This window comes from Cereibacter sp. Soil_C_27 (genome assembly GCF_057657095.1).
Window position 1 is genome coordinate 161794 of record NZ_JBDGJD010000003.1, and the last position, 22355, is coordinate 184148.

Genomic DNA, 22355 nt, shown 5'->3' on the forward strand with positions numbered 1-22355 from the left:
GGGGCGAACCGAGGAAGTTCCCGCATGACCCCTTCCGCCGAACCCCGCCGCAGCCAGCGCATCATCGGGATCGACGTTTGTCGCTCCATCGCGATCCTGCTGGCAATGCTCAGCCACACGCTGATCGAGTTCAGATTCTTCCACTTCTTCGGCGATGCCGGGGCCGTGATGCGCTTCGTCATCCAGATGGCCCCGGTCACCTTCATCTGCCTCTTCGGGGCGATGCTCGAGATCGTCTACAAGCCGCGGCTCGACGGCCCGCGCCGGGCTTCTGCGCTGCGCCAGCTCTACATCCGCGCGCTGCAATGCTATTTGCTCTATTGCCTGACCATCGTCTCGCTCATGCTGTTCGACGACGTCTCGATCGGCTATGCGCTGCGCTGCATGCTGATGCTGGGGGCCAGCCCCTATGCCGACATCCTGAAGTTCTACGCCTTGGCCCTGCTGCTGGCTCCGGCCCTGCTGACGCTGCGCCTCCGCTTCGGGCTGGTGCCGCTGCTGGCGCTCGGCCTCGGCATCCAGTTCGTCTGGCCGCTGCTTCAGCTGATCCCGGAGCCGCGGATCGTCTTCGGCAAGGATTACCTCGGGATGCCGCTCGGGTTCCTCTACGGCGGCGGGAAGGGCGTCGGCGGGCCCTCGCTCTTGCACGGGCTCAGCCTCGTCTGCATCGGCATGGTGCTGGGCCACGGGGTGATGCGCTTTCTCGATCCCGCGCCCGAAAGCCGCCGTCACGGCCTCCTCATCCTCGGCCTGCTGTTTGTGCCTTCGGTTGCCGCCTCGGCGCTGATGTGGAACTGGGCGGATCCCTTCGCCACCGTGCTCGCCATCGCCGACATGTCGCTGCGCAATGAAAACCACCCGATCTATTTTTCGCTCGGCCTCGGCTTCACCGTTGCGGCCGTGCTGCTCTGCGTGCTGGCGGTGGACGTGTTCCAGCGCAGCTGGGGCAGCCGCCTGCAATTCATGGGCAAGACCAGCCTCTTCACCTTTTCCTTCGGCAATATCCTTCTCTACGCCGCCCCCCATCCGCATCGCGGCTTTGCCGTGGCCGCGTTGATGTCGGCGGCCTTCTTCGCGCTGATCTGTGGGCAGAGCTATCTCTTCATGCGGCTGATGATGCCAGCGGCCCCGGATGCACCGCCCGCGTGGAAGGCCGTGACCGAGCGCTTCCAGCACTTCGTCCAGAGGCTGCAGCAACCGATCAGCGGCGCCGTGGATGCGGTGATAAAGCCCGAACCGCGCTGAGGTCTCGCGCTAGCCCAGCAGATCCTGCCGGATGCGCTCGAAGATCGCGACGCCTTGCGGGATCAGCGCGTCGGGAAAGTCATAGTCTGGGTTGTGCAGCGAGGCCGACGCCCCGGCGCCCAGCAGGAACATTGCCGATCTGGCGTGCTGGCCGAACCGACCGAAATCCTCCGAGGCGCGCATCGGAAGGCCGATGCCGTCATGGCCGAGGCCGAGCGCATCCAGTGCGCGGGTGATGGCATCGGCGGCATCCGGATGGTTCGCGCATGCCGTGAAGCGGTCATGAGAGGTGACGTCCACCGTCAGACCGTGCTCCTCGGCCAGACGCGCTGCCAGCGTCGTCACCTCCTCGCTGAGCGCCGCCATCTCGGCGTCGAGCAGGGTGCGCAGCGTCAGCCACAGCTCGCCTTCGCCCGGCGTGATGCCGAAGGCGGGCTCGCCCATCCGGGCGTGGCACAAGCTGACCAGCCGGAAGCCGGGTCCGATCTCTTCGCCGCGACCGGCGGCCAACGCCGCCTGCATCAGCGCAGCCATTGCCCGGGCGGGCGAGACGCCCTTTTCGGGCATCGAGGCATGCGAGGTCCGGCCGCGGAACACCACCCGCAGGCCTTCCGAGGCGCAATTGGCCGGCCCCGGCGCGATCACCGCATGGCCGAGTGGAAGCCCCGGCATGTTGTGCAACGCGAAGGCCCAGTCGGGGCTGAGCGGGGCAAAGAGCGGATCGGCCAGCACGGCGGCGGCGCCCGAGCCGTCTTCCTCGGCCGGCTGGAACAGCAGCACGACGCGCCCCCGCACGGGCGGACGGCGGGCGATCAGACGCGCAAGGCCCAGAAGAATGGCAGTATGGCCATCATGGCCGCAGAGATGGCCCCTGCCGGGCAGGGTCGAGCGATGTGCGATTTCCGAGATCTCCTCGATCGGCAACGCGTCGAGTTCGGCCCGGAACATCACCACCGGCCCCGGCTCCGGCGCATCCCAGACCGCGGCGACGCCATGACCGCCCAGTCCGGTGACGACGCGCGAAGGCCCCAGCGGCTCCAGCGTCGCGACCACCTGCGCCGCCGTCCAGACCTCGTTCCCCGAGACCTCCGGGTGGCGGTGCAGATGGTGACGGAATTCGGTCAGTTCGACGACATCGCTGTTGCTCAGCATCATATCCCCTTCTCGCGCGGCGGCCCGCCCCAGATCATGCGCTTCTGCGCGAAACCGCAAGGGGCCAGGCGCCGCCCCACGCACTCCCCTCGGTCGCATCCCCGCGCCGAGCAGGATATGGACACGGCACCGCGGACGGGAGACACCACCGCGGACGCGCCCTCGGGGCGCGACATGCGGTGACAGGGCAGGAGGGGCGATCATCGGGTATAAGAGGTATGTCAGGAACATTTTCTGTCTCCCACTCTTCCGTGGAAGACGGCGGACCTATCGCTTCAGGAGCAGCAGATGATCATATGAGATTCAGTTCGAAAGCCTTCCTGGCCCTCCGGCTGGGTGCCACGCTGTTTCCGCTGCTCGGGGCCGTGCTCTGGGCGTTCTGGTCCGAGGCGCAGCAGGTCCAGCGCACCCATCAGCAGGGCGCCGAGAATGTCCAGCTCATCGAACTCTACACCGACCGCCTGATCCAGACCCAGATGGTCCTCAAGGAAGCGGTCCAGCGTCATGTCGAGGCGGAGCCGCCCGACTACATCTCGAGCCCCGAATTCAAGGATTACCTGTCGGATCTGCAAGAGGCGCAGGCCGCGTCGCAGGGCCTCGCGATCGTTTCGGACGATGGCGAGATCGTGGCGGCGAGCCATGGCTTCGCCAACATTCCCTACCTGGCGCTGGAGGACTACCGCAACAGCCCGGCCGCCTCCTCGCGCGTGATCCTCGACCGCAGTGTCGGGCGGGAGGCGCAGGATGCCTTCATCATCGCGATCCCCCTGCGGCTGGGAGAAACCGACGGCATCTTCATCTCCGCGATACAGGTCGTGTCGATGCGCGGGTTCCTCCAGAGCATAGCCACCACCCCCGGTCAGGCGGCCTCGCTGCTGCGCGAGGACGGCAAGCTCCTGGTGCGCAACGTGGCCTCGACCCCGATCTTCCTCGATCCCGAAAATGCCGCCCGCAAGTCCATGGCACAGCACGACGACGGTCACTACCAGACCATCGCCGTCTCCGACAGCATCGAGCGCTACTACGGTTTCACCCGGGTCGGAGAGTTGCCGCTCTTCGCGATCTCGGGCATCCCCGTCTCCGACGTGCGCAGGCAGTGGCTGGGCCAGGCCCTGCCGGTCTGGCTCTTCCTCGGCGCACTCAGCCTGTTCAGCCTCGTCCTGACCAGCCGGATCCAGCGCGGCCTTGCCGACGGCATGCGCCAGCGCGAGACCCACGAGCAGCTGGTCGCGGCACAGCAACTGGCCGAGCAGCGCTCGCAGCTGCTGCAGGAGCTGAACCACCGGGTGAAGAACAATCTCGCGGTGATCGGCAGCCTCATCAGCTTTCAGGTCCGCCTGACGGGCAAGGTCGATCCCGACGCGCTGAAGGCCCGGCTTCAGGCGGTGGCCGAGGTGCATGCGCTGCTCTACCGCGCGCAGGAGAACGACCGGATCGACCTTGGCCAGCTCCTGTCACGGCTGGCCAACAGCCCCGCCATCCTGCCGCCCGAGCGCGGCATCCGCGTCGATTGCGACCTCGAACAGGACATCATGATCGGCCCCGACAGCGCCATTCCGCTGGCGCTCATCGTGGCAGAGCTCCTGACCAATGCGGTGAAGCACGCCTTCCCCGAGGGGTGCGTGGGCTCGGTCTCGCTGCGTCTGCTGCGCATCGGCGACCGGGCAAGGCTCGACATCGCCGACGACGGCATCGGCGCCCCGGAGACGACCGACCGAAGATCCGGCCTGCGCATCCTCGAAGGCCTGCTCGCCCAGGCCGAAGCCGAGCTGACCCGCCAGCCCGGGCCGGGCACCCGCTACAGTCTCGAGTTCACCATCCGCGCGCCGACCCTGCCGCAGATCGGCGGGACGGGGTCCGGTAGGCGGACATCCTGAAGCCCGGCTCCGGCGCCCGGGCGGGGCGCCGTGGCGTCCCCGCACTGGCGGTGTGGTCAGGGGATGCCTCCGGGACGGCTTTCCCCGATCAAGGATGCGGCAGACCGAAGCTTTCCGGCCATGACCCGTGCCGCGCGGCTCCGATGGACTCCCTCGAAAAAGATACCCCTTTTCAGATCGGCCATCTCCGCGCAGGGTCGTCCGGAACAGATTCCTCCTCCGGACCCTCCGACCGATGAACACCCAGGACACCGCCATGACAGTCGAAACAATTGACACGCTCGTCGTCGGCGCGGGTCAGGCCGGGATCGCCATGAGCGAGCATCTGACGGACATGGGGGTGCCGCATCTCGTGCTGGAGCGGAACCGGATTGCCGAGCGCTGGCGCTCGGAACGCTGGGACTCGCTGGTGGCCAACGGCCCCGCCTGGCACGACCGCTTCCCCAACATGGCCTTCGACGACATCCCGCCCGAAAGCTTCCCCGCCAAGGAGCGGATGGCGCGCTATTTCGAGGATTACGCCCGCATGATCGCGGCACCGGTCCGCACCGGCGTCGCGGTGACCGGGGTCGAACGGTGCGAGGGCCGCCCGGGTTTCATGGTCACCACCTCGCAGGGCCGGATCGAGGCGCAGCGGGTGGTGGTGGCCACCGGCCCGTTCCAGCTGCCGCAGTATCCGCGGATCGTGCCGGAGGCGCCCGGGCTTCTGCAGATGCACTCCTCGGCCTACAAGAACCCCGGGCAATTGCCCGACGGCGCGGTTCTGGTGGTCGGGGGCGGGGCGTCGGGGTCGCAGATCGCCGAAGAGCTGCAGCGCGCCGGGCGCAAGGTCTATCTCTCGATCGGCGAGCATTACCGTCCGCCGCGCGCCTATCGGCAGCGCGATTACGTCTGGTGGCTCGGCGTGCTGGGCAAATGGGACGCGATCACGACCACGGGGAAGAAGAAGCATGTGGCCTTCGCGGTCAGCGGCTATGACGGCGGCAAGACCATCGATTTCCGCCGTCTGGGCCACTCCGGGGTCACGGTGCTCGGCACCACCCGGTCCTGCGAGGAGGGTGTGCTGAGCTTTGCCGACGATCTCGCCGCAAATATCGCCGCCGGGGACCGGGCCTATCTCGAGGTGCTCGAGGAGGCGGATGCCTATGTCGCGCGCAACGGGCTCGACCTGCCGCCCGAACCGGACGCCTGGGAGATCGCTCCCGACCCGGACTGCGTGGCGAACCCGGTCCTGCAGCTCGATCTGCAGGGCGCTGGGGTGCAGAGCATCATCTGGGCGACCGGGTTCAAGTTCGACTTCAGCTGGCTCAAGGTCGACGCCTTCCACGAGGACGGCACGCCGTTCCACAAGCGCGGCATCTCGTCGGAAAGCGGGATCTACTTCCTTGGCCTGCCCGAGCTGACCAACCGCGCCTCCTCCTTCATCTACGGCTGCTGGTATGACGCGAAATACATCGCCACCCATATCGGCGTGCAGCGGAATTATGCGGCCTACGGGAAGGCCTGAGGCGCCGGGCGTCCGGCCGCAAGGCGGCGCCGATCGCGCCGCGCCGATCCCCAACCGACATCCCAAGAAAGGCAAGATCCAGATGGCCCACACCCGCCACCGCAAGTTCAACACCAAAGACACTTACCCCGAGCAGAACCTCGACAACGATCTGGCCCAGGCCGTCGTCGCCCGGGGGACCACGATCTTCCTGCGCGGGCAATGTCCACAGGACCTAGACACGGCGAAGAACATCGAGAGTCACGACCCGGTGGAGCAGACCCACAAGGTGATGCAGAACATCCGCCAGCTCGTCGAGGAATGCGGCGGCAGGATGGAGCATGTGACCAAGCTCGTGGTCTACATCACCGACGTCCGCCACCGCGAGCCGGTCTATCGCACGATGGGCGAATACATACGCGGTGTGTATCCGGTGTGCACGGGTCTCACGGTCGTCGCTCTGGCCCGTCCCGACTGGTTGGTCGAGATCGACGCCACCGCCGTGATCCCGGACTGACCCGATGCCGATGCCCCCCGACCGAGGTGCCGCATGACGTTTTCCCTCGTAGGCCATTGCCCGGACAGCGGAATGTTCGGCCTCGCCATCTCCTCCTCCTCCCCCGCCGTCGCCGCCCGCTGCGCCTTCGCCCGGTCCGGAGTCGGCGCGGTCTGCACCCAGAACGTGACCGACCCCCGCCTCGGCCCACAAGCGCTGGACCTGATGGAACGCGGCGCCACCCCGGCCGAGGCGCTCGCCATCCTCAGGCGCAGCGGCGCGCATATGGACTGGCGGCAGGTGCTGGCCGTGGGCAGGCGCGGGGATCCCGCGATCCTGTCGGGCAGCCACGTCCTCGGCCAGTGGAGCGAGGCGCAGGGCAGGGATGTGGCGGCGGCGGGCAATCTTCTGGCTGATCCGGGGGTGCCCACGGCAATGGTGGCCGCCTTCGGCAAAGCGACGGGACATCTCGGCGACCGGCTGATGGCCGCGCTTGCCGCCGGTCTGGCAGCCGGGGGCGAGGCCGGGCCGGTGCACTCCGCCGGGCTCCTGCTGGTCGACCGGCACAGCTGGCCGCTGGCCGAACTGCGCATCGACTGGACCACGGACTGCCCGATCGCGGCGCTGGCCGAGGCTTGGCAGATCTACAAGCCGCAGATGGCCGCCTATGTCACCCGCGCCCTCGACCCGCGCGACGCGCCGTCCTACGGCGTGCCGGGCGACGAGTAGCGCCCTTTGGGACGCGCGGGAGTCCTCCTGGAGGGTCTCGCGCGCCCGTTGATGCTGGCGAGGCCGGGAAGAGCCCGATACCGAACCGCAGCTTGACCGGTTCATCAGGCCGTCGGAACCGTGCCCCCGTCGATCACGTATTCCGACCCGGTGATGCTGCCGGCGCGGTCGGAGGCGAGGAAGGCGATGAGGCTGGCGATCTCGGCGGGCGTCGAGGGTCGGCCGAGGGGGATGCCGCCGAGGCTCTCCATGATCATCCGCTTGCCGCCGGCAAGGTCGGTGCCCGCCTCGGCGGCCACGCGCTCGGCCAGGCGGACCGAGGCTTCGGTCTCGATCCAGCCCGGGGCCACGCGCAGGACGCGGACGCCCTTGGGTGCGACCTCCTTCGACAGGCTCTTGCTGTAGACCGACAGGGCGGCCTTGGCCGCGGCATAGGCCGTGGTCGCCTCGGGCAGGGGCAGGAGACGCTGGATCGAGGTGACATGGATCACCACGCCCGAACCCTGCGCCACCATCCCGGGCAGCAGCGCCCGGTCGAGCCGCACGGCAGGCATCAGGTTCAGGTTCAGCTCGCCCTGCCATTCCGCCTCGCCCAGGGCGGCAAAGCCGCCGCCCGGCGCCGAGGATCCGCCCAGCATGTGAACGACGATCTCCACCCCGCCCATCCGCTGGCGCACCGCCACGGCCACCGTCTCGCATCCGGCGGGCGTAGTCAGGTCGGCGGCAACAAACATCTCCTCCGGCAGGGCGTCGGGCCGGCTGCGGGCCGTGGTCAGCACTGTCGCCCCGAGTTCGCGGAACAGCGCGACCGTGGCCGCGCCTGCGCCCTGCGTGCCACCGGTGATCAGGGCGCGCTTGCCCTCCAACGTCAGGAACCCGCCCATCAGCCGATCCTCAGATCACGGATCTGGTCGCCCGCGAGGCCGAAGGTAAAGCTCAGCACTGCAGGGCTGCCGGGGAAGTCGCCGCTGACCCGGGCGCGGACGACGGTCTTGCCACCAGCCTTGGTCAGCTCCAGCGGTTCGGCGCGGTGACGATACTTGGCCTTGGCGGCCTGCCACCACGCGCGGATATCCTCTGGCCCGCGATGGGTTGCGCCCTCGTCCCGCACCTCGGCATCGGGGGCGAAGGCTGCGGCGAAGGTCGCGCCATCCTGCGGGGCTTCGGCGGTGAAATAGGTCTGGATCGGGGAAGGGAGATTCATGATGTGCTCCTGTCTGGTCTGACTGGAACATAGCTCTCGACGGGCCTGCCGATAATCGGGATAAAGCGGCATCTGGTGCTGACAGGATCGGGACAATGACGGATGCGGCGCTGAAGGGGTTGGAAGCGGTGCTGACCATCGCACGGCGCGGGTCTTTTCGCGCGGCGGCGATCGATCTCGGCATGTCGACCACTGCCCTGTCGCACACGATCGGGCGGCTGGAGGCGAGCCTTGGCGTGCGGCTTTTCAACCGGACCACGCGCAGCGTCGCCCTGACCGATGCCGGACGCGACTTCGTCGCGCGCGTCGGCCCGGCCCTGACCGAGATCCGCGCCGCGATGGACAGCGCACGCTCGCAGCGCGAGACGCCTTCGGGGATGCTGCGGATCAACGCTTCGGTGCAGGCGGGGCGGGCGGTAGCGCCGGTGGTGCTGGAGTTCTTGCGCCGCCACCCCGAGATGCAGGTCGATCTGGTGACAGAGGGGCGGCTGGTCGACATCGTGGCCGAGGGTTTCGATCTCGGCATCCGCCCCGCCGACCTGGTGCCGCGCGACATGATCGCCCTGCCGCTGGGCCCGCCGCAGCGCCATGCCATCGTCGCCTCGCCCGACTGGCTGGCCAGCCATCCCGCCCCGCGCTCCCCCGCCGATCTCGACCCGGCGCAGTGCATCCGGGTCCGTCTGCCGAATGGCGCGCTGCTGCGCTGGCCCTTCGAGAAGGCGGGCGAGCAGGTGCAGCTCGAGGCGCGGGGGCGGCTGACGGTGGACGAGGCCGACATCGCCCGCGCCGCCGTGCTGGAGGGTGCGGGGATCGGCTATTTCTTCGAGCAGAGCGTGGCCGAAGACATCGCCGCCGGCCGCCTCACCCGCCTGCTGGAAGACTGGACCCCCCCGCGCCCCGGCTTCAGCCTGTATTACCCCGGCAGGCGCAACCCTTCCGCCGGATTTGCCGCTTTTCTTGCGCTGGTGCGGGAGAGGGGTCAGCGCTGAGAGCCCCTGCACCGCGCCGGGTTGTGCGTCCCGAAAGCTGCAGGCCGTTGCCCGCGAGATCCGCAACCGCCCAAGCCGGGACCGCTGCCGGTTGGAACAGCGGCCTTCGTCTTCTGCTGGTCGGAAGCCGGCCTCACCAGCCTTCGAGGACGATCTTTCCCCGCGTCCGGCCGCTTTCGATCATCGCATGCGCCTTCGCCAGATTGCTCGCGTTGAGCGGGCTGAGCACGTCGGTCAGGGTGCTGCGGAGGCGCTTCGTTTCCACCAGCTGGCCGATCTCGTCCAGAAGCCGGCCCTGTTCCGCCATGTCGGGGGTCTGGAAGATCGGGCGGGTGAACATCAGCTCCCAATGCACCGAGACCGCCTTGCGCTTGAAGGGCAGGATGTCGAGCGCCGCCGGATCGTCGATCAGCCCGAACCGGCCCTGCGGCGCGATCAGGGCGTTGATCTCGGCCAGATGCCGGTCGGTGTTGGTGGTCGAAAAGACGAAGCCCGGGGCGCCGATTCCCAGAGCCTCGACCTGCGCGGCCAGCGGCTGGCTGTGGTCGATGACATGATGGGCGCCAAGCTCGCGCACCCAGTCGCTGGTTTCGGGGCGTGAGGCGGTAGCGATCACCGTGAGATCGGTCAGCGCGCGGAGGATCTGGATCGCGATCGAGCCCACGCCTCCGGCCCCGCCGATGATCAGGATCGCCCCTGCCGCCCCGGGCACGGCGCGGCGGATGTCGAGCCGGTCGAACAGCATTTCCCAGGCGGTGATGGCCGTCAGGGGCAGGGCAGCCGCTTGGGCATCCGACAGGCTCGAAGGCGCATGACCCACGATCCGCTCATCGACGAGATGCAGCTCGGCATTCGCACCCGGGCGGATGATCGAGCCCGCGTAGAACACCCGGTCGCCGGGCTGGAAGCGGGTCACGCCTTCGCCGACCTCTTCGACCACGCCGACCGCATCCCAGCCCAGCACCTTCCACTCCCCGGCTTCGGGCGTGGCGCCGGTGCGCACCTTGGTATCGACCGGGTTGACCGAAACGGCGGCGACACGCACCAGCAGGTCATGGCCGCGCGCGACGGGGCGGGGCAGGTCGATGTCCGTCAGCACGGTTGCCGCACCCGGGGTCTGATATCCGATGGCCTTCATGAGCAAGGTCTCCTTTCGCCTGTCTGGCCCAGAACCTGTGCCCATGCTACCGAATGCGCAATACGCACAAGCAACGCCCATAGTATCAGAAAGGATACCACTGTGGCCAAGGCCCGTCATTCCCGTTTCGATTGCACCCCCGGTTGTTCGGTCGAGGCGGCCATCGGTCTGATCGACGGCAAGTGGAAATCGATCATCCTGTTCCACCTGCTGTCCGGCACGATGCGCTTCAGCGAGATCCGGCGTCAGATCGAGAATGTCACGCCGCGGATGCTGACCAATCAGCTGCGGGAGATGGAGGAGGACGGGCTGATCACCCGGAAGATCTATGCACAGGTGCCGCCCAAGGTGGAATACAGCCTCTCCGCCCTCGGGCGCAGCATGGAGCCGATCCTGATGGCGCTGAAACTCTGGGGCGATGCCAATATCGGGCTCTATGGCAAGCCGGTCGATCCTCCCCGTGTGGAAGGCGGCACCTCCTGAGGCTCGATGCCGTCGCGTCCGCAAGGGATGCAGACTGCGCATCGTCCCTCGGCGCACAACTTTTCCGTGCATGAGGCCCTACGACAAGGTCACGGTGGTCTCCGGGGCTGCCGACAGCTACGACGAACTCGTCGCCCTGACGGCCGTCGATCAGAGTGACGGACGGGCCGCCGCGCTCGTTTCGGTAGGCTCGGGGGATCTGAGCGGCGATTACCTTGCCTATGAGGCCGAAGGCGGCCTGCAGATCATCGACGTCACCGGGTATTCCGGCACGATCAATGCCGATGTCTTCGTCGGCAGGACACGCTGCTGCTTGCGTGAGCCTTTGCGGGGGCATCTTTGGGTGCCCCCTTCTCCTACAGTCGCTTTCTCAAACGGGATGCTCCGGGCTGTCCGCGGCTTACCGCATCAGACGCAAACATCCTCGCCCGGCCAGCTTCGAAATCTGCGGATGCCATGGGCTCCCTAGACCCACCGGCCTCGATACATGCATTTTTGTCAACCAAAGCTCCAATGTTTCGACTTTTCGCAACTCCCCGCCTCTGGGATGATCCTCTAGGTTTACGGGAGGAAACTATGACCCAATCTTTGCTCAAGGGCTTGACCCTTGCCTTGCTGCTGGGCAGCACCAGTGCCGGCGCGGCCATGGCTGGCAAGGCGGACAACACGCTGCGCGTCGCCTTCACCGAGGAAATTCTGGAGCTCGACTACAACTACACCACCAAGCGAGAATACATCATCATCTCGGACCTGATCGACGACAACCTGTTCCGCATCGATCCCGAGACCAGCGAGATCGAGCCCGGCCTGGCTACGGGTTACGAGTACGTCGATCCGATGACCATCGAGGTGAAGCTGCGCGAGGGGGTGACCTTCCACAACGAGCAGCCGCTGACGGCCAAGGATGTCGCCTACACCTACAACTGGGTGATCGATCCTGAGAGCGAGACCCATGCTGGCCCGACCCATGTCAACTGGCTGAAATCGGTCGAGGTCGTCGACGACGTGACGCTGCGCTTCCATCTGCTGTCCGACTATCCGCTGGCGCTGCGCGATCTCGCGACCCGCGTACGGATCCGACCGGAAAACACCTATCACGTCGATGGCAAGGTGGTGCGCAATGCCGCGGCGCTGGAGCCGGTGGGGCTTGGGCCCTACCGCGTGGCCAGCTTCCAGCCGGGGCAGGAACTGGTGCTGGAGCGCTACGAGGGCTATTACGAGGGCGGCGCCAAGGGCGATCCGTCGATCGGCACCATCGTCATCCGCACCGTTCCCGATATCGGCACGCAGCAGGCCGAGTTGATGGGCGGCGGCATCGACTGGATGTACAACGTGCCGCTCGATGTGGCCGAGAGCATCGGCTCCACCCCGATCGCGCAGCATCTGTCGGGCCCGGATCTGCGGGTGGCCTTCGTCGTGCTGGATGCGGCGGGCCATACGCAGAAGGACGGACCGCTTACCGACAAGGTGGTGCGGCAGGCGCTGAACCATGCCGTCAACAAGGCCGACATCGCACAATATCTCGTCGGCGGCTCGGCCGAGCCGATCCACACCCCTTGCCATCCGGCGCAGTTCGGCTGTGACCAGACGGTGCAGGATTACCCGTTCGATCCCGAACGCGCCAAGGCCCTTCTGGCCGAGGCGGGCTATCCCGACGGCTTTCCCCTGGACCTCTGGGCCTATCGCGAACGCCCGATGGCCGAAGCGGTGGCGGCAGATCTGACCAACGCCGGGGTGAAGGTGAATCTGCGCTATGTGCAGCTTGCCTCGCTCGATCAGGCGCGGGCCAACCGCGAGATCCCGGCCTATATCGGCACCTGGGGATCGGGCGGCACGGCGGATACGGCTGCGATCGCCAACATCCACTTCAACGAGACGACCGACCGCAACCTGTCCGGCGATCCGCGGGTGACCGAGCTGGTGCTGGCGGCGGAGGCGACGAGCGATCAGGCCGAGCGCAAGCGGATCTACAGCGAAGCGTTGACCCTGATCGCGGACGAGGCCTACTGGCTGCCGCTGGTCAGCTATTCGATCAACTATCTCGTCAGTCCGGATCTCGAGTTTCCGTTGAACGCGGACGGTCTGCCGCGCCTCTACAGCGCAAGCTGGAAGTAACCGCCCCCGGGGCACCGGGTCGGCTGCATGGCCGACCCGGACGAGGACGCACATATGCTCAGATACATCCTACAACGCAGCGCGATGGCGCTGGCCGTGGCCCTCGTGGTGTCGCTGGCAACCTTCCTGCTGCTGAACTTCGCCGCCGATCCGGCCTCTGCCATTGCCGGCGAGGATGCGGCGCCCGAGGTGGTGCAGCAGATCCGCGAGACCTACGGCTTCGACCGTCCGGTGATGGTGCGCTACGTCGAGTGGCTCGGCGGCGTGACGCGGGGCGATTTCGGCGACAGCTACTACTGGAACAAGCCTGTGGGCGCGCTGGTGCTGGAACGCGCGCCGGTGACGATCACGCTTGCCCTCTCGGCGCTGCTGGTGACGATCGTCATCGCCATCCCGCTGGGCGCGGTCGCCGCGCTGCGGCCGAATTCATGGGCAGACCGTTTCGCGCTGAGCTTCGCCGTATCGGCGCAAGCGATCCCGAACTTCTGGCTCGGGCTCATGCTGATCATCCTTCTCGGGGTGATGATGCCGATCCTGCCGATCTCGGGCGATGCGACGTGGCAGCATTTCGTGCTGCCGGCCTTCGTGCTGGGAACGAGCTCCGTCCCCGCCGTGATGCGGCTGACCCGGACCGGGCTTATCGAGGTGATGGAGGCCGACTATATCCGCACCGCCCGGTCGAAAGGGTTCCGCGGGCTGTCGCTGCTGCGCCGCCACGCGATGCGCAACGCCATCCTGCCGGTTGTCTCGGTGCTGGCCGTCCAGCTGGGGCAGAAGTTCGGCGGGTCAGTGATCACCGAAAGCGTCTTCGCCATCAACGGGCTGGGCAGGCTCGCGCTGCAATCTATCCTCGGGTCCGACATCCCGACGGTGCAGATGCTGATCTTCATCTTCGCCATCACCTTCGTGCTGATGAACCTGTTGGCCGATCTTCTGAATGCCGCCCTTGATCCGAGGATCCGCATCGCATGACCGTATCCGACACCTCTCCCACGCCCGAGACCAGGTCCTCCGTGTCGCCGCGCGCGCTGCTGCGCCGCCGCGCCCTGTCGCACAACGGCTTCCTGATCGGCTGTGCGATCCTTCTCGCGCTCATCCTTGTCGCGGTGCTCGCCCCGCTGCTGGCGCCGCACGATCCCTATGCCCAGACGCTGGCCAAGCGCCTGCTACCGCCGGTCTGGCAGCAGGGCGGCAGCTGGGAGCATCTGCTCGGCACCGATCAGGTCGGGCGCGACTATCTGAGCCGGCTGATCTACGGCGCGCGCGTGTCGCTGACCATCGGCTTCGGCGCGGCGCTCATCGGCATGCTGATCGGGGTGACGCTGGGTGTGGCCGCCGGTTATTTCGGCGGCTGGATCGACCACGCGATCAGCTTCCTGCTGACCGCGCAGCTGGCGCTGCCGGGCCTGCTTCTGGCGATGGCGCTGGTCTTCATCATCGGCCCCTCGCTCTGGGTGGTGATCGGGATCATCGGCGTGCTGCACTGGACCTATTTCCTCGTGGTCACCCGCTCGGCGACGCAGCGGCTCAAGTCGCAGGATTTCGTCGCCGCTGCGCGCGCGATGGGGGCGGGGCGCTGGCAGATCCTCAGCCGCGAGATCCTTCCGAACCTGACGGGCGTCATCATCGTGATCTTCACCTTCGAGATGGGCATCTCGATCCTCGCCGAGGCGTCGCTGTCGTTTCTCGGCGTCGGGATCCAGCCGCCGATCCCGTCCTGGGGCCTGATGATCGCCGAGGGCAAGCAGGCACTGTTCTACCGGCCCTGGCTGGTGATCCTGCCCGGAACGCTGCTCTTCATCCTTGTCATCGGCGCGAACCTTCTGGGTGACGGGCTGCGTGACATCACCTCGCCGCAGGGGAGGAACTGACATGGCGGAGACGAGGACCATCCTCAGCGTCGAGGACATGGAGGTCGTGCTCGACACGCCCGCAGGCGCGCTGAAGGCGGTGCGGGGCACGAGCTTCGACCTCAGGGCAGGCGAGGCCATCGGCATCGTCGGCGAAAGCGGGTCGGGCAAATCAATGACGGCGCTCGCCATCATGCGGCTGCTGCCGCGGGTCGCGCGGATGCGCAACGCCGGGCTGCGGCTGAACGGCGAGGACATCGGCGCCATCGACGATGCCCGCTTCGCCAAGACCATTGCCGGCCAGAGGATCTCGATGATCTTCCAGGAGCCGATGACCTCGCTGAACCCGGTCTACACCATCGGGCGGCAGATGACCGAGGCGGCGGTGCTGTTCGCGGGGCGCAGCCCTGCGGCGGCCCGGGCGCGCGCGATCGAGCTGCTGGACCGTATGGGCCTTCCCGACCCTGTCGGCCGGATGGGCCAGTATCCGCACCAGCTTTCGGGCGGGCAGCGGCAGCGGGTGATGATCGCCATGGCGCTGATGAACGAGCCCGACCTGATCATTGCCGACGAGCCAACGACCGCGCTCGACGTGACGGTGCAGGCGCAGATCATGGAGCTCCTGTCGGAACTGCGGCGCGAATTCGGCATGGCAATGATCCTGATCACCCATGATCTGGCTGTCGTCGGCTCGTCGGTTGACAAGGTCGCCGTGATGTATGGCGGCGAGATCGTCGAGGCCGGGCCCTGCCGCGACGTGCTGCTCAGCCCCCGGCATCCCTACACGCGCGGCCTTCTGGCCTGCGTGCCGCAGATGAATGGCGCACCGCGGCGGCTCGGGGCCATCGCGGGGATCGTGCCCTCGTTGATCGGCGACGTCGATCACTGCGTCTTCGCTTCGCGCTGCAGCCACGCTCAACCGGTCTGCCACCGCGCACGCCCGCCTGTGCAGGGCGATGCGGCGCGGCATTACAGCTGCATCCTGACCCCCGCCGAGGTGGAGGCCCTGCCGCCTGCACAGCCGACCGAGGTTGTCCTGCCTGCGGTTGCCGCCGATCCGACACCGTTGATCGCCGCGCGCGGGCTGAACCGCAGCTTCAGTCGGAAGACGCTCTTCGGCAAGCCCGAGACGCTGCAGGCCCTTGCCGACGTCTCGCTGGAGCTGCGCCGGGGCGAGACCTTCGCCGTGGTGGGCGAGAGCGGGTCGGGCAAGTCCACGCTGGCCCGCATCCTCTTGGGGCTCGACCGGCCCGAGAGCGGGCAGGTGCTGCTGGAGGGCGAGGATGTCACGGTGATGGACCCGGTGCGACGGGCGCGGCTGATGCAGCCGATCTTCCAGGATCCCTACTCCTCGCTCAACCCGCGCCACACCATCGCGCAGATCATCGGCCGTCCGCTGCTCATCCATGACATCGGAGACGCGGCCTCGCGGCGGCGCGAGGTGGCGGCGGTGATGGAGAAGGTGGGCTTGCCCGAGCGGGTGATGCACAATTATCCCAGCCAGATGTCGGGCGGGCAGCGCCAGCGCGTCGCCATCGCCCGTGCTCTGGTGATGAACCCGGCGCTTCTGGTCTGCGACGAGCCGACCTCGGCGCTCGATGTCTCGGTGCAGGCGCAGATCCTGAACCTCCTGGCCGATCTGCAGCGCGATCTCGGGCTGACCTATCTGCTGATCACCCACAACATCGGCGTGGTCCATCAGGTCGCCTCGCGGATTGCCGTCATGCAGAAGGGCCGCATCGTCGAGACCGGCGAGGCCCGCAAGGTGCTGCATGCGCCCGAACACCCCTACACGAAACTGCTGTTGTCCTCGGTGCCCGAACTGGATGCGCCGACGGCGACAGCTGCGGCCGCGGCCGCCTTGCCTCTGAACGGTCCCTCATGCTGAACCAGACGATTCCCGCCCTCACCCCGCAGAACGCCTTCGCGCGCTATCGGCTCTGGCAATCCTGGATGGACGTCGAGGCGGCCATGGCGCTGGCCCAGGCCGAAATCGGCATGGTTCCCGACTGGGCCGCGACCGAGATCGCGCAGAAGGCGCGGCTCGAGAACTTCGATCTGGAGGCGCTGGAACGCTCCGCCGCCGAGACCATGGCACCCATCGTCTCTCTGGTGCGGGCGCTGTCGGCGATTTGCGGCGAGGCGGGCCATTACGTCCACTGGGGGGCGACGACGCAGAACATCATGTCGACGGGGCGGCTGCTCCTGCTGCGCAAGGCGCATCGCGGCGTGCTGACCGGGCTTGCCTCGGTGCTGGAGACGCTGGGCGGCTGGGCCGAGGGTCATGCGGGAACGGTGATGGCCGGGCGCACCAATCGCCGCCATGCGCTGCCGATCACCTTCGGCTTCAAGGTCGCGGGCTGGATCGAGGAGCTGGCGCGGCAGAACGACCGCTTCGCCGCGACCGAGACCCGGCTCTTCGCGCTGCATTTCGGCGGCGCGACCGGGGCCATGCATTCCTTCGCCGGTCAGGGCGAGGCGCTCGCGGCCAATCTGGCCCGTCGGCTCGATCTGACGCCGGTTCTGGTGCCCGACCGGGTGTCGCTGGACGCGCAGGCGGAATACGTCGCCAGCCTCGGGTTGTTCGCCATGACCATCGGGCGGATCGCCGGCGAGCTTTACCGGCTGATGGCGGATGAGATCGGCGAGGTCAGCGAACGGCTGGCCGAAGGGGTGATCGGCAGCTCCACCATGCCGCACAAGGTCAATCCCAAGCATGTGGTCTCGTTGATCGCCGGGGCGGCACAGCTGCGCGCGCTGGTGGCCCCGGCGCTCGAGGCGGGGATGCCCTCGCATGAGGGCGATGCCTCCAACAACCAGCTGATGTCGGGAACGCTGGAGCAGGCGAGCGCGCTGGCCTGGACGCTGGTGCAGCGGCTGCAGACGACGCTGGACCAGATCGAGGTCCATCCGGCGCGGATGGCACAGAACCTGAACCGAAGCGCGGATTTCATCGCCACCGAGCACCTGATGATGGTGCTGGCCGACAAGATCGGGCGGACGCTGGCGCATGACCTGGTGCATCACGCCGTCGCAGATGCGGTGGAGGGCAAGGGGCAGCTCGCGGATCTGCTGCTGCAGGTGCCCGAGATCGGCGCGGCGATCGACCGCGCGGCGCTGGAGGCGGCGCTGGCCCCGGCGAGCTATCTGGGCGACAGCGTGGCGATCTCGCGCAAGGCAGCGGAGCTTGCCGGGCGCACCTCGCGCATGTTGCGGGCCTCGCGCTGCGGTCCCGCCGAATGACCGGGTATCACTCCTACGATCCGGCGACGGGGCATGGCCTGCCGCACGACCCGCTCAAGGCGATCGTTGGTCCCCGGCCCATCGGCTGGATCTCGACGGTCGATGCGGCGGGGCGGGCCAATCTGGCGCCCTACAGCTACTTCAACCTGTTCTCCCAGCGCCCGCCGCTCCTGATCTTCGGCAGCGAGGGGCGCAAGCACACGCTGGCCAATGTCGAGGCCACCGGCGAATTCGTCTTCAACCTCGTCACCCGCCCCTTCGCGGCGGCAATGAACGAGACATCCGCCGACCATCCCGCCGACACCGACGAGTTCGAGGCGGCGGGGCTGGCAAAGCTGCCCTCCGACACCGTGCGCCCGCCGCGCGTGGCAGGAGTTGCGGCGGCGATGGAATGTCGGGTGACGGAGATCCGCCCTCTCGCCGATCTGTCGGGGGAACCCGTCGCGAGCCGGCTGGTGATCGGGCAGGTGCTGCGGGTGCATGTCGACCGCGCCTGTCTGGTGGATGGCTTGTTCGACATCACCCGCGCTGCCACAATCGCCCGATGCGGCTATCGCGGCGACTACGTCGAGACGAGCCATGTGTTTGAGATGCCGCGCCCGCGCTGACCGGGGGCGCGTGGCGAGGGAGAGATCGGCATGAACCTGCGCTCGCTGCGCATTTTCCGGCGCGTCGTCGTGACCGGCTCGCTGGCTCAGGCTTCGGAGGATCTGAACATCTCGCCCTCTGCCGCCAGCCGGCTGATCTCGCTGCTCGAGGCCGAGCTGAAGCTGCCGCTCTTCTCGCGCGACAAGCGGCGGCTGGAGCTGACCGGCGAAGGCGACCGCTTCTACCGGCAGACCGAACATATCCTGCGCGGTCTGGACGAAATGGATCTTCTGGCCGCCGACATCCGGACCCGCAGCCGCGAGCAGGTCAGCCTCGTCACCGCCGCGCCGCTGGCCATGGGGCTCGTGTCGCCGACGCTGGCGCTGCTCCGCGAGCGGGGCGAGCCGGTGGACTATGTCATCAATGTCGGCACGCGCTTCGATCTGGAAAGCCGCGTTGCGACCCGGGCCTACAACATCGGGCTGGTGTCGCTGCCGATCGAGAACGGCATCCTCGATCTGACGGTTGAGCCCTTCATGGAAGCGCGTCTCGGGGTGCTGATGCCGGGCATGCATCCGCTGGCCGCGCAGGAGGCGGTGACGGTGGAGAGCCTGATCGGTGAGCGGATGGTAGGCCTGACCAAGGGCCAGCGTTGGCGCGAGCGGCTCGACGAGGTGTTCGCCGGGGTGGGCCTGCCGGCCGAGCTGATCGAGACCACCTCTACCCCGGTGGTCCGGACGCTGGTGCAGGACGGGCTGGGGCTGACCGTGGTCGACGGCATCTGCGGCCGGATCACCCCGGGCGACGGGCTGGTGCTGCGCCCGCTGCTGCCCGAACGTTGGGTCACCTATGCCACCATCCACCCCAGCGGCGCCCGCCCCGCCCGCAGCGCCGCCTTCCTGAACGCGCTGCGCGACTTCGTGCTGGAACAGCAGCACGGCTCACCGGGGATGTTCCGGTTGCTGTGAGCGTGGGCGCATCCTGACAGGCTGGGCAAGAGCGAATGCACATCTGCGAAGATGTCGATTGATCCTTCACCCGACGATGCGCGCCAGCGTCTGTGCCCATGGGGCTGTCAGAACCTCCGGACCGAGGTCAAGGATGGATGCGATCGACGCCTCTCCCTCGGGATAGGCCGGACGCAGATTGCCAAGGATCTTGCCACGCAGCGTCTCCGCGCTGAACGGCTGATCAGCCCCGCCCGGCGCGCTGAGGCAGAGGCCGTCGCGCTGTGTACCATCTGCAAGGGTGAGCGTGACCTGCGAAGGCCGGTCGTTCGGCCAGGGCAGATCTTCGGGATAGGAGGTGATCTGCACCAGATCGCGCAGCCGCACCATGCGGGGGTCGCTCAGGCTCTCGGCGCTGAAGGCGGTTGCCCCGGCATGGCCGTAAAGCAGGCTGGCCGCGGCGATGTGCTGGATCGAGAACTTGGCGGCGAGGCTGGTGTCGGGCCGGGCCCGGTCGAGCTTGCGGCCCTTCCAGTGGGTCGCCACCGTGATGCCCAGGACCTCTTCCGGCGCGGGTCGCTCGGTCGCGGTGGCCAGCAGCATCGCTTCCACCGTGGAATGGGCATACTGGCAGCAGGCATGCATCTTGTGGTATCCGCCGCTGATCTTCCAATCCTGGCCCAGATCGCGGTCCAGCTCGTCGGGCGCAACGGTGCCGCCGAAGATGTCGGCAAAGACCTCCGTAAGCGACCAGGGGCCGCCGGTCAGGCCGAGGGGTGCCCAGTCGGCTGACCGTATGCCGTTCTGCGCACAAAGCCCCGGCCAGACGTTGCGGATCAGAGCGCCGGAAATGGCGTGGTTGAACGGCCCGGGCAGGCAGAGCGTCGCGGCCGTCGTGATCGCCGCGAAGGTGTGGTCGATGTCGAGGCCGCGCAGCTTGGCCACGGCCGCCGCAGCACCAACCGTGGCGAGCCCGCCGTGCGGATGCAGGACCAGCCCCGGAAAGCTGAAGGCATGCGCAACCCGCGCCACCGTCTCGTAGCCGACGACCAGCGACAGAAGCAGATCCTGCAGGCTCGCGTCGCTCGCTTCCGCTTCGGCGAGCAGGGCGGGGATGCAGTAGAGCGCGGCGTGACAGACGACGGCGCGGTAGCCGCCGTCGAGCTCGGCCCAGTCGGCGGCGGTCCCGTTGGCCAAGGCCGCCGAATAGCGGTCCATCCGCAGCGCGGGGCGCGCGCCGTCCAGAACGGTGGCCTCACCCGGCCCGCTGACCCGCGACAACTGGGCTCGCAGGGCCTGCAGCTCCGGCTCGTCCCGCGCCGCGATCAGCGCTGTCAGGTCGTCGCAGAACACGGTCGCCGCGCGGCGCTGGACGTCCTCGGCCAGATCTTCCCAGCGCAGCGGCGCGGTGAAGCCGACGAGCCGGTTCAGGGCAGTTGCGGTCGCTTTGTGCAGTTCGGCGGAAACGGGTGCCGTCATCGCGCTGTCTCCTTCTTCAGCCCACCAGCGAGGGCAGCCAGGTCACGATCGCGGGAAAGGCGATCAGCAGCGCCAGCGAGAACACCTCCATCAGGATGAAGGGCGTGACCCCGGCAAAGACCTGCTCCAGCCGCAGAGGCACCGGCGAGGCCGAGCGCACCACGAAGACGTTCAATCCGACGGGTGGCGTGATCAACGAGATCTCGCACATCTTGATGACCACGACGCCAAGCCAGATCGGATCGTAGCCGACGTTCATCATCACCGGGAACATCACCGGCAGCGTCATCACCATGATGGCGATGGGCTCGATGAAGCAGCCGAGGATCAGGAACAGGACGCCGAAGGCCATGAGATAGGCGAAGGGCGCAAGATCCTGAGCGATCAGCCAGTCGGAGATTTCCGTAACCAGGCCGGTGTAGGTCAGGAAGCGTGCGAAGAGCATCCCGCCGATCACCACGAGGAAGATCGTCGACGAGGAGAGGATTGCCTCGAGGAAGGTCTCGCGCAGAGTCCGAAGGCTGGCACGGCGCTTGAAGAAGACAATGAGGAAAGCCCCGAAGGCGCCGACCGCTCCGGCATAGGTCGGGATGAACCAGCCGCCGTAGATCCCACCGATCACCATGCCGAACAGCAGCAGGATGCCCCAGGTGTTCTTCAGGGAGTTCAGCTTTTCGGAGAAGGAGACCTCGTGCTTGGGCATCGGGGCGTGATCCGGCTTCAGCCGAGCCCAGATGTAGATCCCGAAGAGGAAGATGAAGGCGGTCATCACGCCCGGGATCAGCCCGGCGATCAGCATCTTGCCGACCGACTGCTCGGTGGTGATGGCATAGATCACCATCAGCACCGAGGGCGGGATCATCGCGGAGAGCACCCCGGCCGAGGCGATGGCGCCCGAGCTGAGCCGCTTGTCATAGCCAGCGTTGGTCATCTCTGGCATGGCCATCTTGGTGAAGACCACCGCGTTCACCATGGTCGAGCCGGAGGCGGCGCCGAAGGCCGCCGAGGCGATGGTCGTCGTCATGGCTAACCCGCCCGGCAACTTGGCGAACCAGTTGTACGCGGCGGCGTAGAGATCCGTCGTGAGCTTGGCCTGCGTCGCCAGCGACCCCATGAGGATGAACATCGGAATCACCGCGAGGGTGAAGCTGTTGACCGTGGCGAAGGGCACGGAACCCGCCTGGGCGAAAGCCGCGAATTCGCCCATCGAGAGGTAGATCCCGAGGATGCCGCAGAGGCCCATGGCCACGCCGATATGCACGCCCGTGAGCATGAGAATGAAGAGCAGCGCGGTGACGATGATGGCTGCGGTGGCTGGATCGAACATGGAATGC

Annotated in this window: 21 protein-coding genes; 15 read left to right on the forward strand and 6 right to left on the reverse strand. The window is 67.5% G+C overall.

The genetic code is table 11. The features are described from left to right. The first annotated feature begins 24 nt into the window (after nt 1–24). A complete protein-coding gene (locus AC3A5Z_RS12810; RefSeq protein WP_487519735.1) occupies nt 25–1245 on the forward strand; it encodes a heparan-alpha-glucosaminide N-acetyltransferase domain-containing protein in 1221 nt (406 codons plus the stop codon). Between the two features lie 9 nt (nt 1246–1254). Here AC3A5Z_RS12810 and AC3A5Z_RS12815 read toward each other — a convergent pair whose 3' ends face one another. After that, nucleotides 1255–2397: an amidohydrolase gene (locus AC3A5Z_RS12815; RefSeq protein ID WP_487519736.1), complete on the reverse strand. Its 1143-nt coding sequence runs from the start codon at nt 2395–2397 to the stop codon at nt 1255–1257. Nucleotides 2398–2693: 296 nt separating this feature from the next. Between AC3A5Z_RS12815 and AC3A5Z_RS12820 the strand changes: the two genes are divergently transcribed. The 4 genes from AC3A5Z_RS12820 (at nt 2694) to AC3A5Z_RS12835 (ending at nt 6985) form a co-directional block, all read left to right on the forward strand. Next, nucleotides 2694–4274: a sensor histidine kinase gene (locus AC3A5Z_RS12820; RefSeq protein WP_487519737.1), complete on the forward strand. Its 1581-nt coding sequence runs from the start codon at nt 2694–2696 to the stop codon at nt 4272–4274. A gap of 256 nt (nt 4275–4530) precedes the next feature. Next, nucleotides 4531–5781: a flavin-containing monooxygenase gene (locus AC3A5Z_RS12825; protein WP_487519738.1), complete on the forward strand. Its 1251-nt coding sequence runs from the start codon at nt 4531–4533 to the stop codon at nt 5779–5781. An 82-nt stretch (nt 5782–5863) separates the two neighbouring features. Further along, nucleotides 5864–6277 (forward strand): RidA family protein, encoded by a 414-nt coding sequence (locus AC3A5Z_RS12830; protein WP_487519739.1) that lies wholly within the window; start codon nt 5864–5866, stop codon nt 6275–6277. Nucleotides 6278–6310: 33 nt separating this feature from the next. Then, nucleotides 6311–6985 (forward strand): DUF1028 domain-containing protein, encoded by a 675-nt coding sequence (locus AC3A5Z_RS12835; RefSeq protein WP_487519740.1) that lies wholly within the window; start codon nt 6311–6313, stop codon nt 6983–6985. Nucleotides 6986–7089: 104 nt separating this feature from the next. Here the strand turns inward: AC3A5Z_RS12835 and AC3A5Z_RS12840 are convergent, their stop codons facing one another. Both AC3A5Z_RS12840 and AC3A5Z_RS12845 read right to left on the reverse strand, forming a co-directional pair. After that, entirely contained in the window at nt 7090–7869 is a 780-nt protein-coding gene (locus tag AC3A5Z_RS12840; RefSeq protein WP_487519741.1) for an SDR family oxidoreductase, read from the reverse strand. Then, nucleotides 7869–8189, reverse strand: coding sequence for a nuclear transport factor 2 family protein (locus tag AC3A5Z_RS12845; protein ID WP_487519742.1), 321 nt, complete (start codon nt 8187–8189; stop codon nt 7869–7871). Before AC3A5Z_RS12845 ends, AC3A5Z_RS12840 begins: the two co-directional genes overlap by 1 nt. Before the next feature lie 95 nt (nt 8190–8284). On the opposite strand from AC3A5Z_RS12845, the gene AC3A5Z_RS12850 reads away from it, so the two are divergent. Further along, nucleotides 8285–9178, forward strand: a complete 894-nt coding sequence (locus AC3A5Z_RS12850; protein WP_487519743.1) for a LysR substrate-binding domain-containing protein — start codon at nt 8285–8287, stop codon at nt 9176–9178. 133 nt (nt 9179–9311) lie between these two features. Here the strand turns inward: AC3A5Z_RS12850 and AC3A5Z_RS12855 are convergent, their stop codons facing one another. Further along, nucleotides 9312–10316: a zinc-binding alcohol dehydrogenase family protein gene (locus tag AC3A5Z_RS12855; protein WP_487519744.1), complete on the reverse strand. Its 1005-nt coding sequence runs from the start codon at nt 10314–10316 to the stop codon at nt 9312–9314. A 102-nt stretch (nt 10317–10418) separates the two neighbouring features. Here AC3A5Z_RS12855 and AC3A5Z_RS12860 point away from each other — a divergent pair, with 102 nt between their 5' ends. The 9 genes from AC3A5Z_RS12860 (at nt 10419) to AC3A5Z_RS12900 (ending at nt 19563) form a co-directional block, all read left to right on the forward strand. Continuing rightward, nucleotides 10419–10799, forward strand: coding sequence for a winged helix-turn-helix transcriptional regulator (locus AC3A5Z_RS12860; protein ID WP_487519745.1), 381 nt, complete (start codon nt 10419–10421; stop codon nt 10797–10799). Between the two features lie 70 nt (nt 10800–10869). After that, nucleotides 10870–11268 carry a hypothetical protein gene (locus AC3A5Z_RS12865; protein WP_487519746.1) on the forward strand — a complete coding sequence of 133 codons (399 nt, stop codon included), beginning with the start codon at nt 10870–10872 and terminating at the stop codon, nt 11266–11268. A 107-nt stretch (nt 11269–11375) separates the two neighbouring features. Next, the gene (locus AC3A5Z_RS12870) at nt 11376–12914 is read left to right on the forward strand and encodes an ABC transporter substrate-binding protein (RefSeq protein ID WP_487519747.1); all 1539 of its coding nucleotides are present in this window, start codon (nt 11376–11378) and stop codon (nt 12912–12914) included. A 54-nt stretch (nt 12915–12968) separates the two neighbouring features. After that, complete coding sequence (locus AC3A5Z_RS12875; RefSeq protein ID WP_487519748.1) at nt 12969–13886, forward strand: ABC transporter permease; 918 nt, start codon at nt 12969–12971, stop codon at nt 13884–13886. Then, complete coding sequence (locus tag AC3A5Z_RS12880) at nt 13883–14785, forward strand: ABC transporter permease (protein ID WP_487519749.1); 903 nt, start codon at nt 13883–13885, stop codon at nt 14783–14785. The genes AC3A5Z_RS12875 and AC3A5Z_RS12880 overlap by 4 nt, the downstream gene beginning before the upstream one ends. Nucleotide 14786: 1 nt before the next feature. Then, on the forward strand, nt 14787–16652 hold the full coding sequence (locus AC3A5Z_RS12885; protein ID WP_487519750.1) for an ABC transporter ATP-binding protein: 1866 nt from the start codon (nt 14787–14789) through the stop codon (nt 16650–16652). Further along, complete coding sequence (locus AC3A5Z_RS12890) at nt 16646–18007, forward strand: lyase family protein (RefSeq protein ID WP_487519751.1); 1362 nt, start codon at nt 16646–16648, stop codon at nt 18005–18007. Before AC3A5Z_RS12885 ends, AC3A5Z_RS12890 begins: the two co-directional genes overlap by 7 nt. Next, nucleotides 18004–18615 carry a flavin reductase family protein gene (locus tag AC3A5Z_RS12895; RefSeq protein WP_487519752.1) on the forward strand — a complete coding sequence of 204 codons (612 nt, stop codon included), beginning with the start codon at nt 18004–18006 and terminating at the stop codon, nt 18613–18615. The genes AC3A5Z_RS12890 and AC3A5Z_RS12895 overlap by 4 nt, the downstream gene beginning before the upstream one ends. A gap of 30 nt (nt 18616–18645) precedes the next feature. Continuing rightward, nucleotides 18646–19563, forward strand: coding sequence for a LysR family transcriptional regulator (locus AC3A5Z_RS12900; RefSeq protein WP_487519753.1), 918 nt, complete (start codon nt 18646–18648; stop codon nt 19561–19563). Nucleotides 19564–19629: 66 nt separating this feature from the next. On the opposite strand, the gene AC3A5Z_RS12905 is transcribed toward AC3A5Z_RS12900, so the two are convergent. Continuing rightward, the gene (locus AC3A5Z_RS12905) at nt 19630–21021 is read right to left on the reverse strand and encodes an MmgE/PrpD family protein (protein WP_487519754.1); all 1392 of its coding nucleotides are present in this window, start codon (nt 21019–21021) and stop codon (nt 19630–19632) included. A gap of 16 nt (nt 21022–21037) precedes the next feature. Continuing rightward, nucleotides 21038–22348: a TRAP transporter large permease gene (locus AC3A5Z_RS12910; RefSeq protein WP_487519755.1), complete on the reverse strand. Its 1311-nt coding sequence runs from the start codon at nt 22346–22348 to the stop codon at nt 21038–21040. Between the last annotated feature and the right edge of the window lie 7 nt (nt 22349–22355).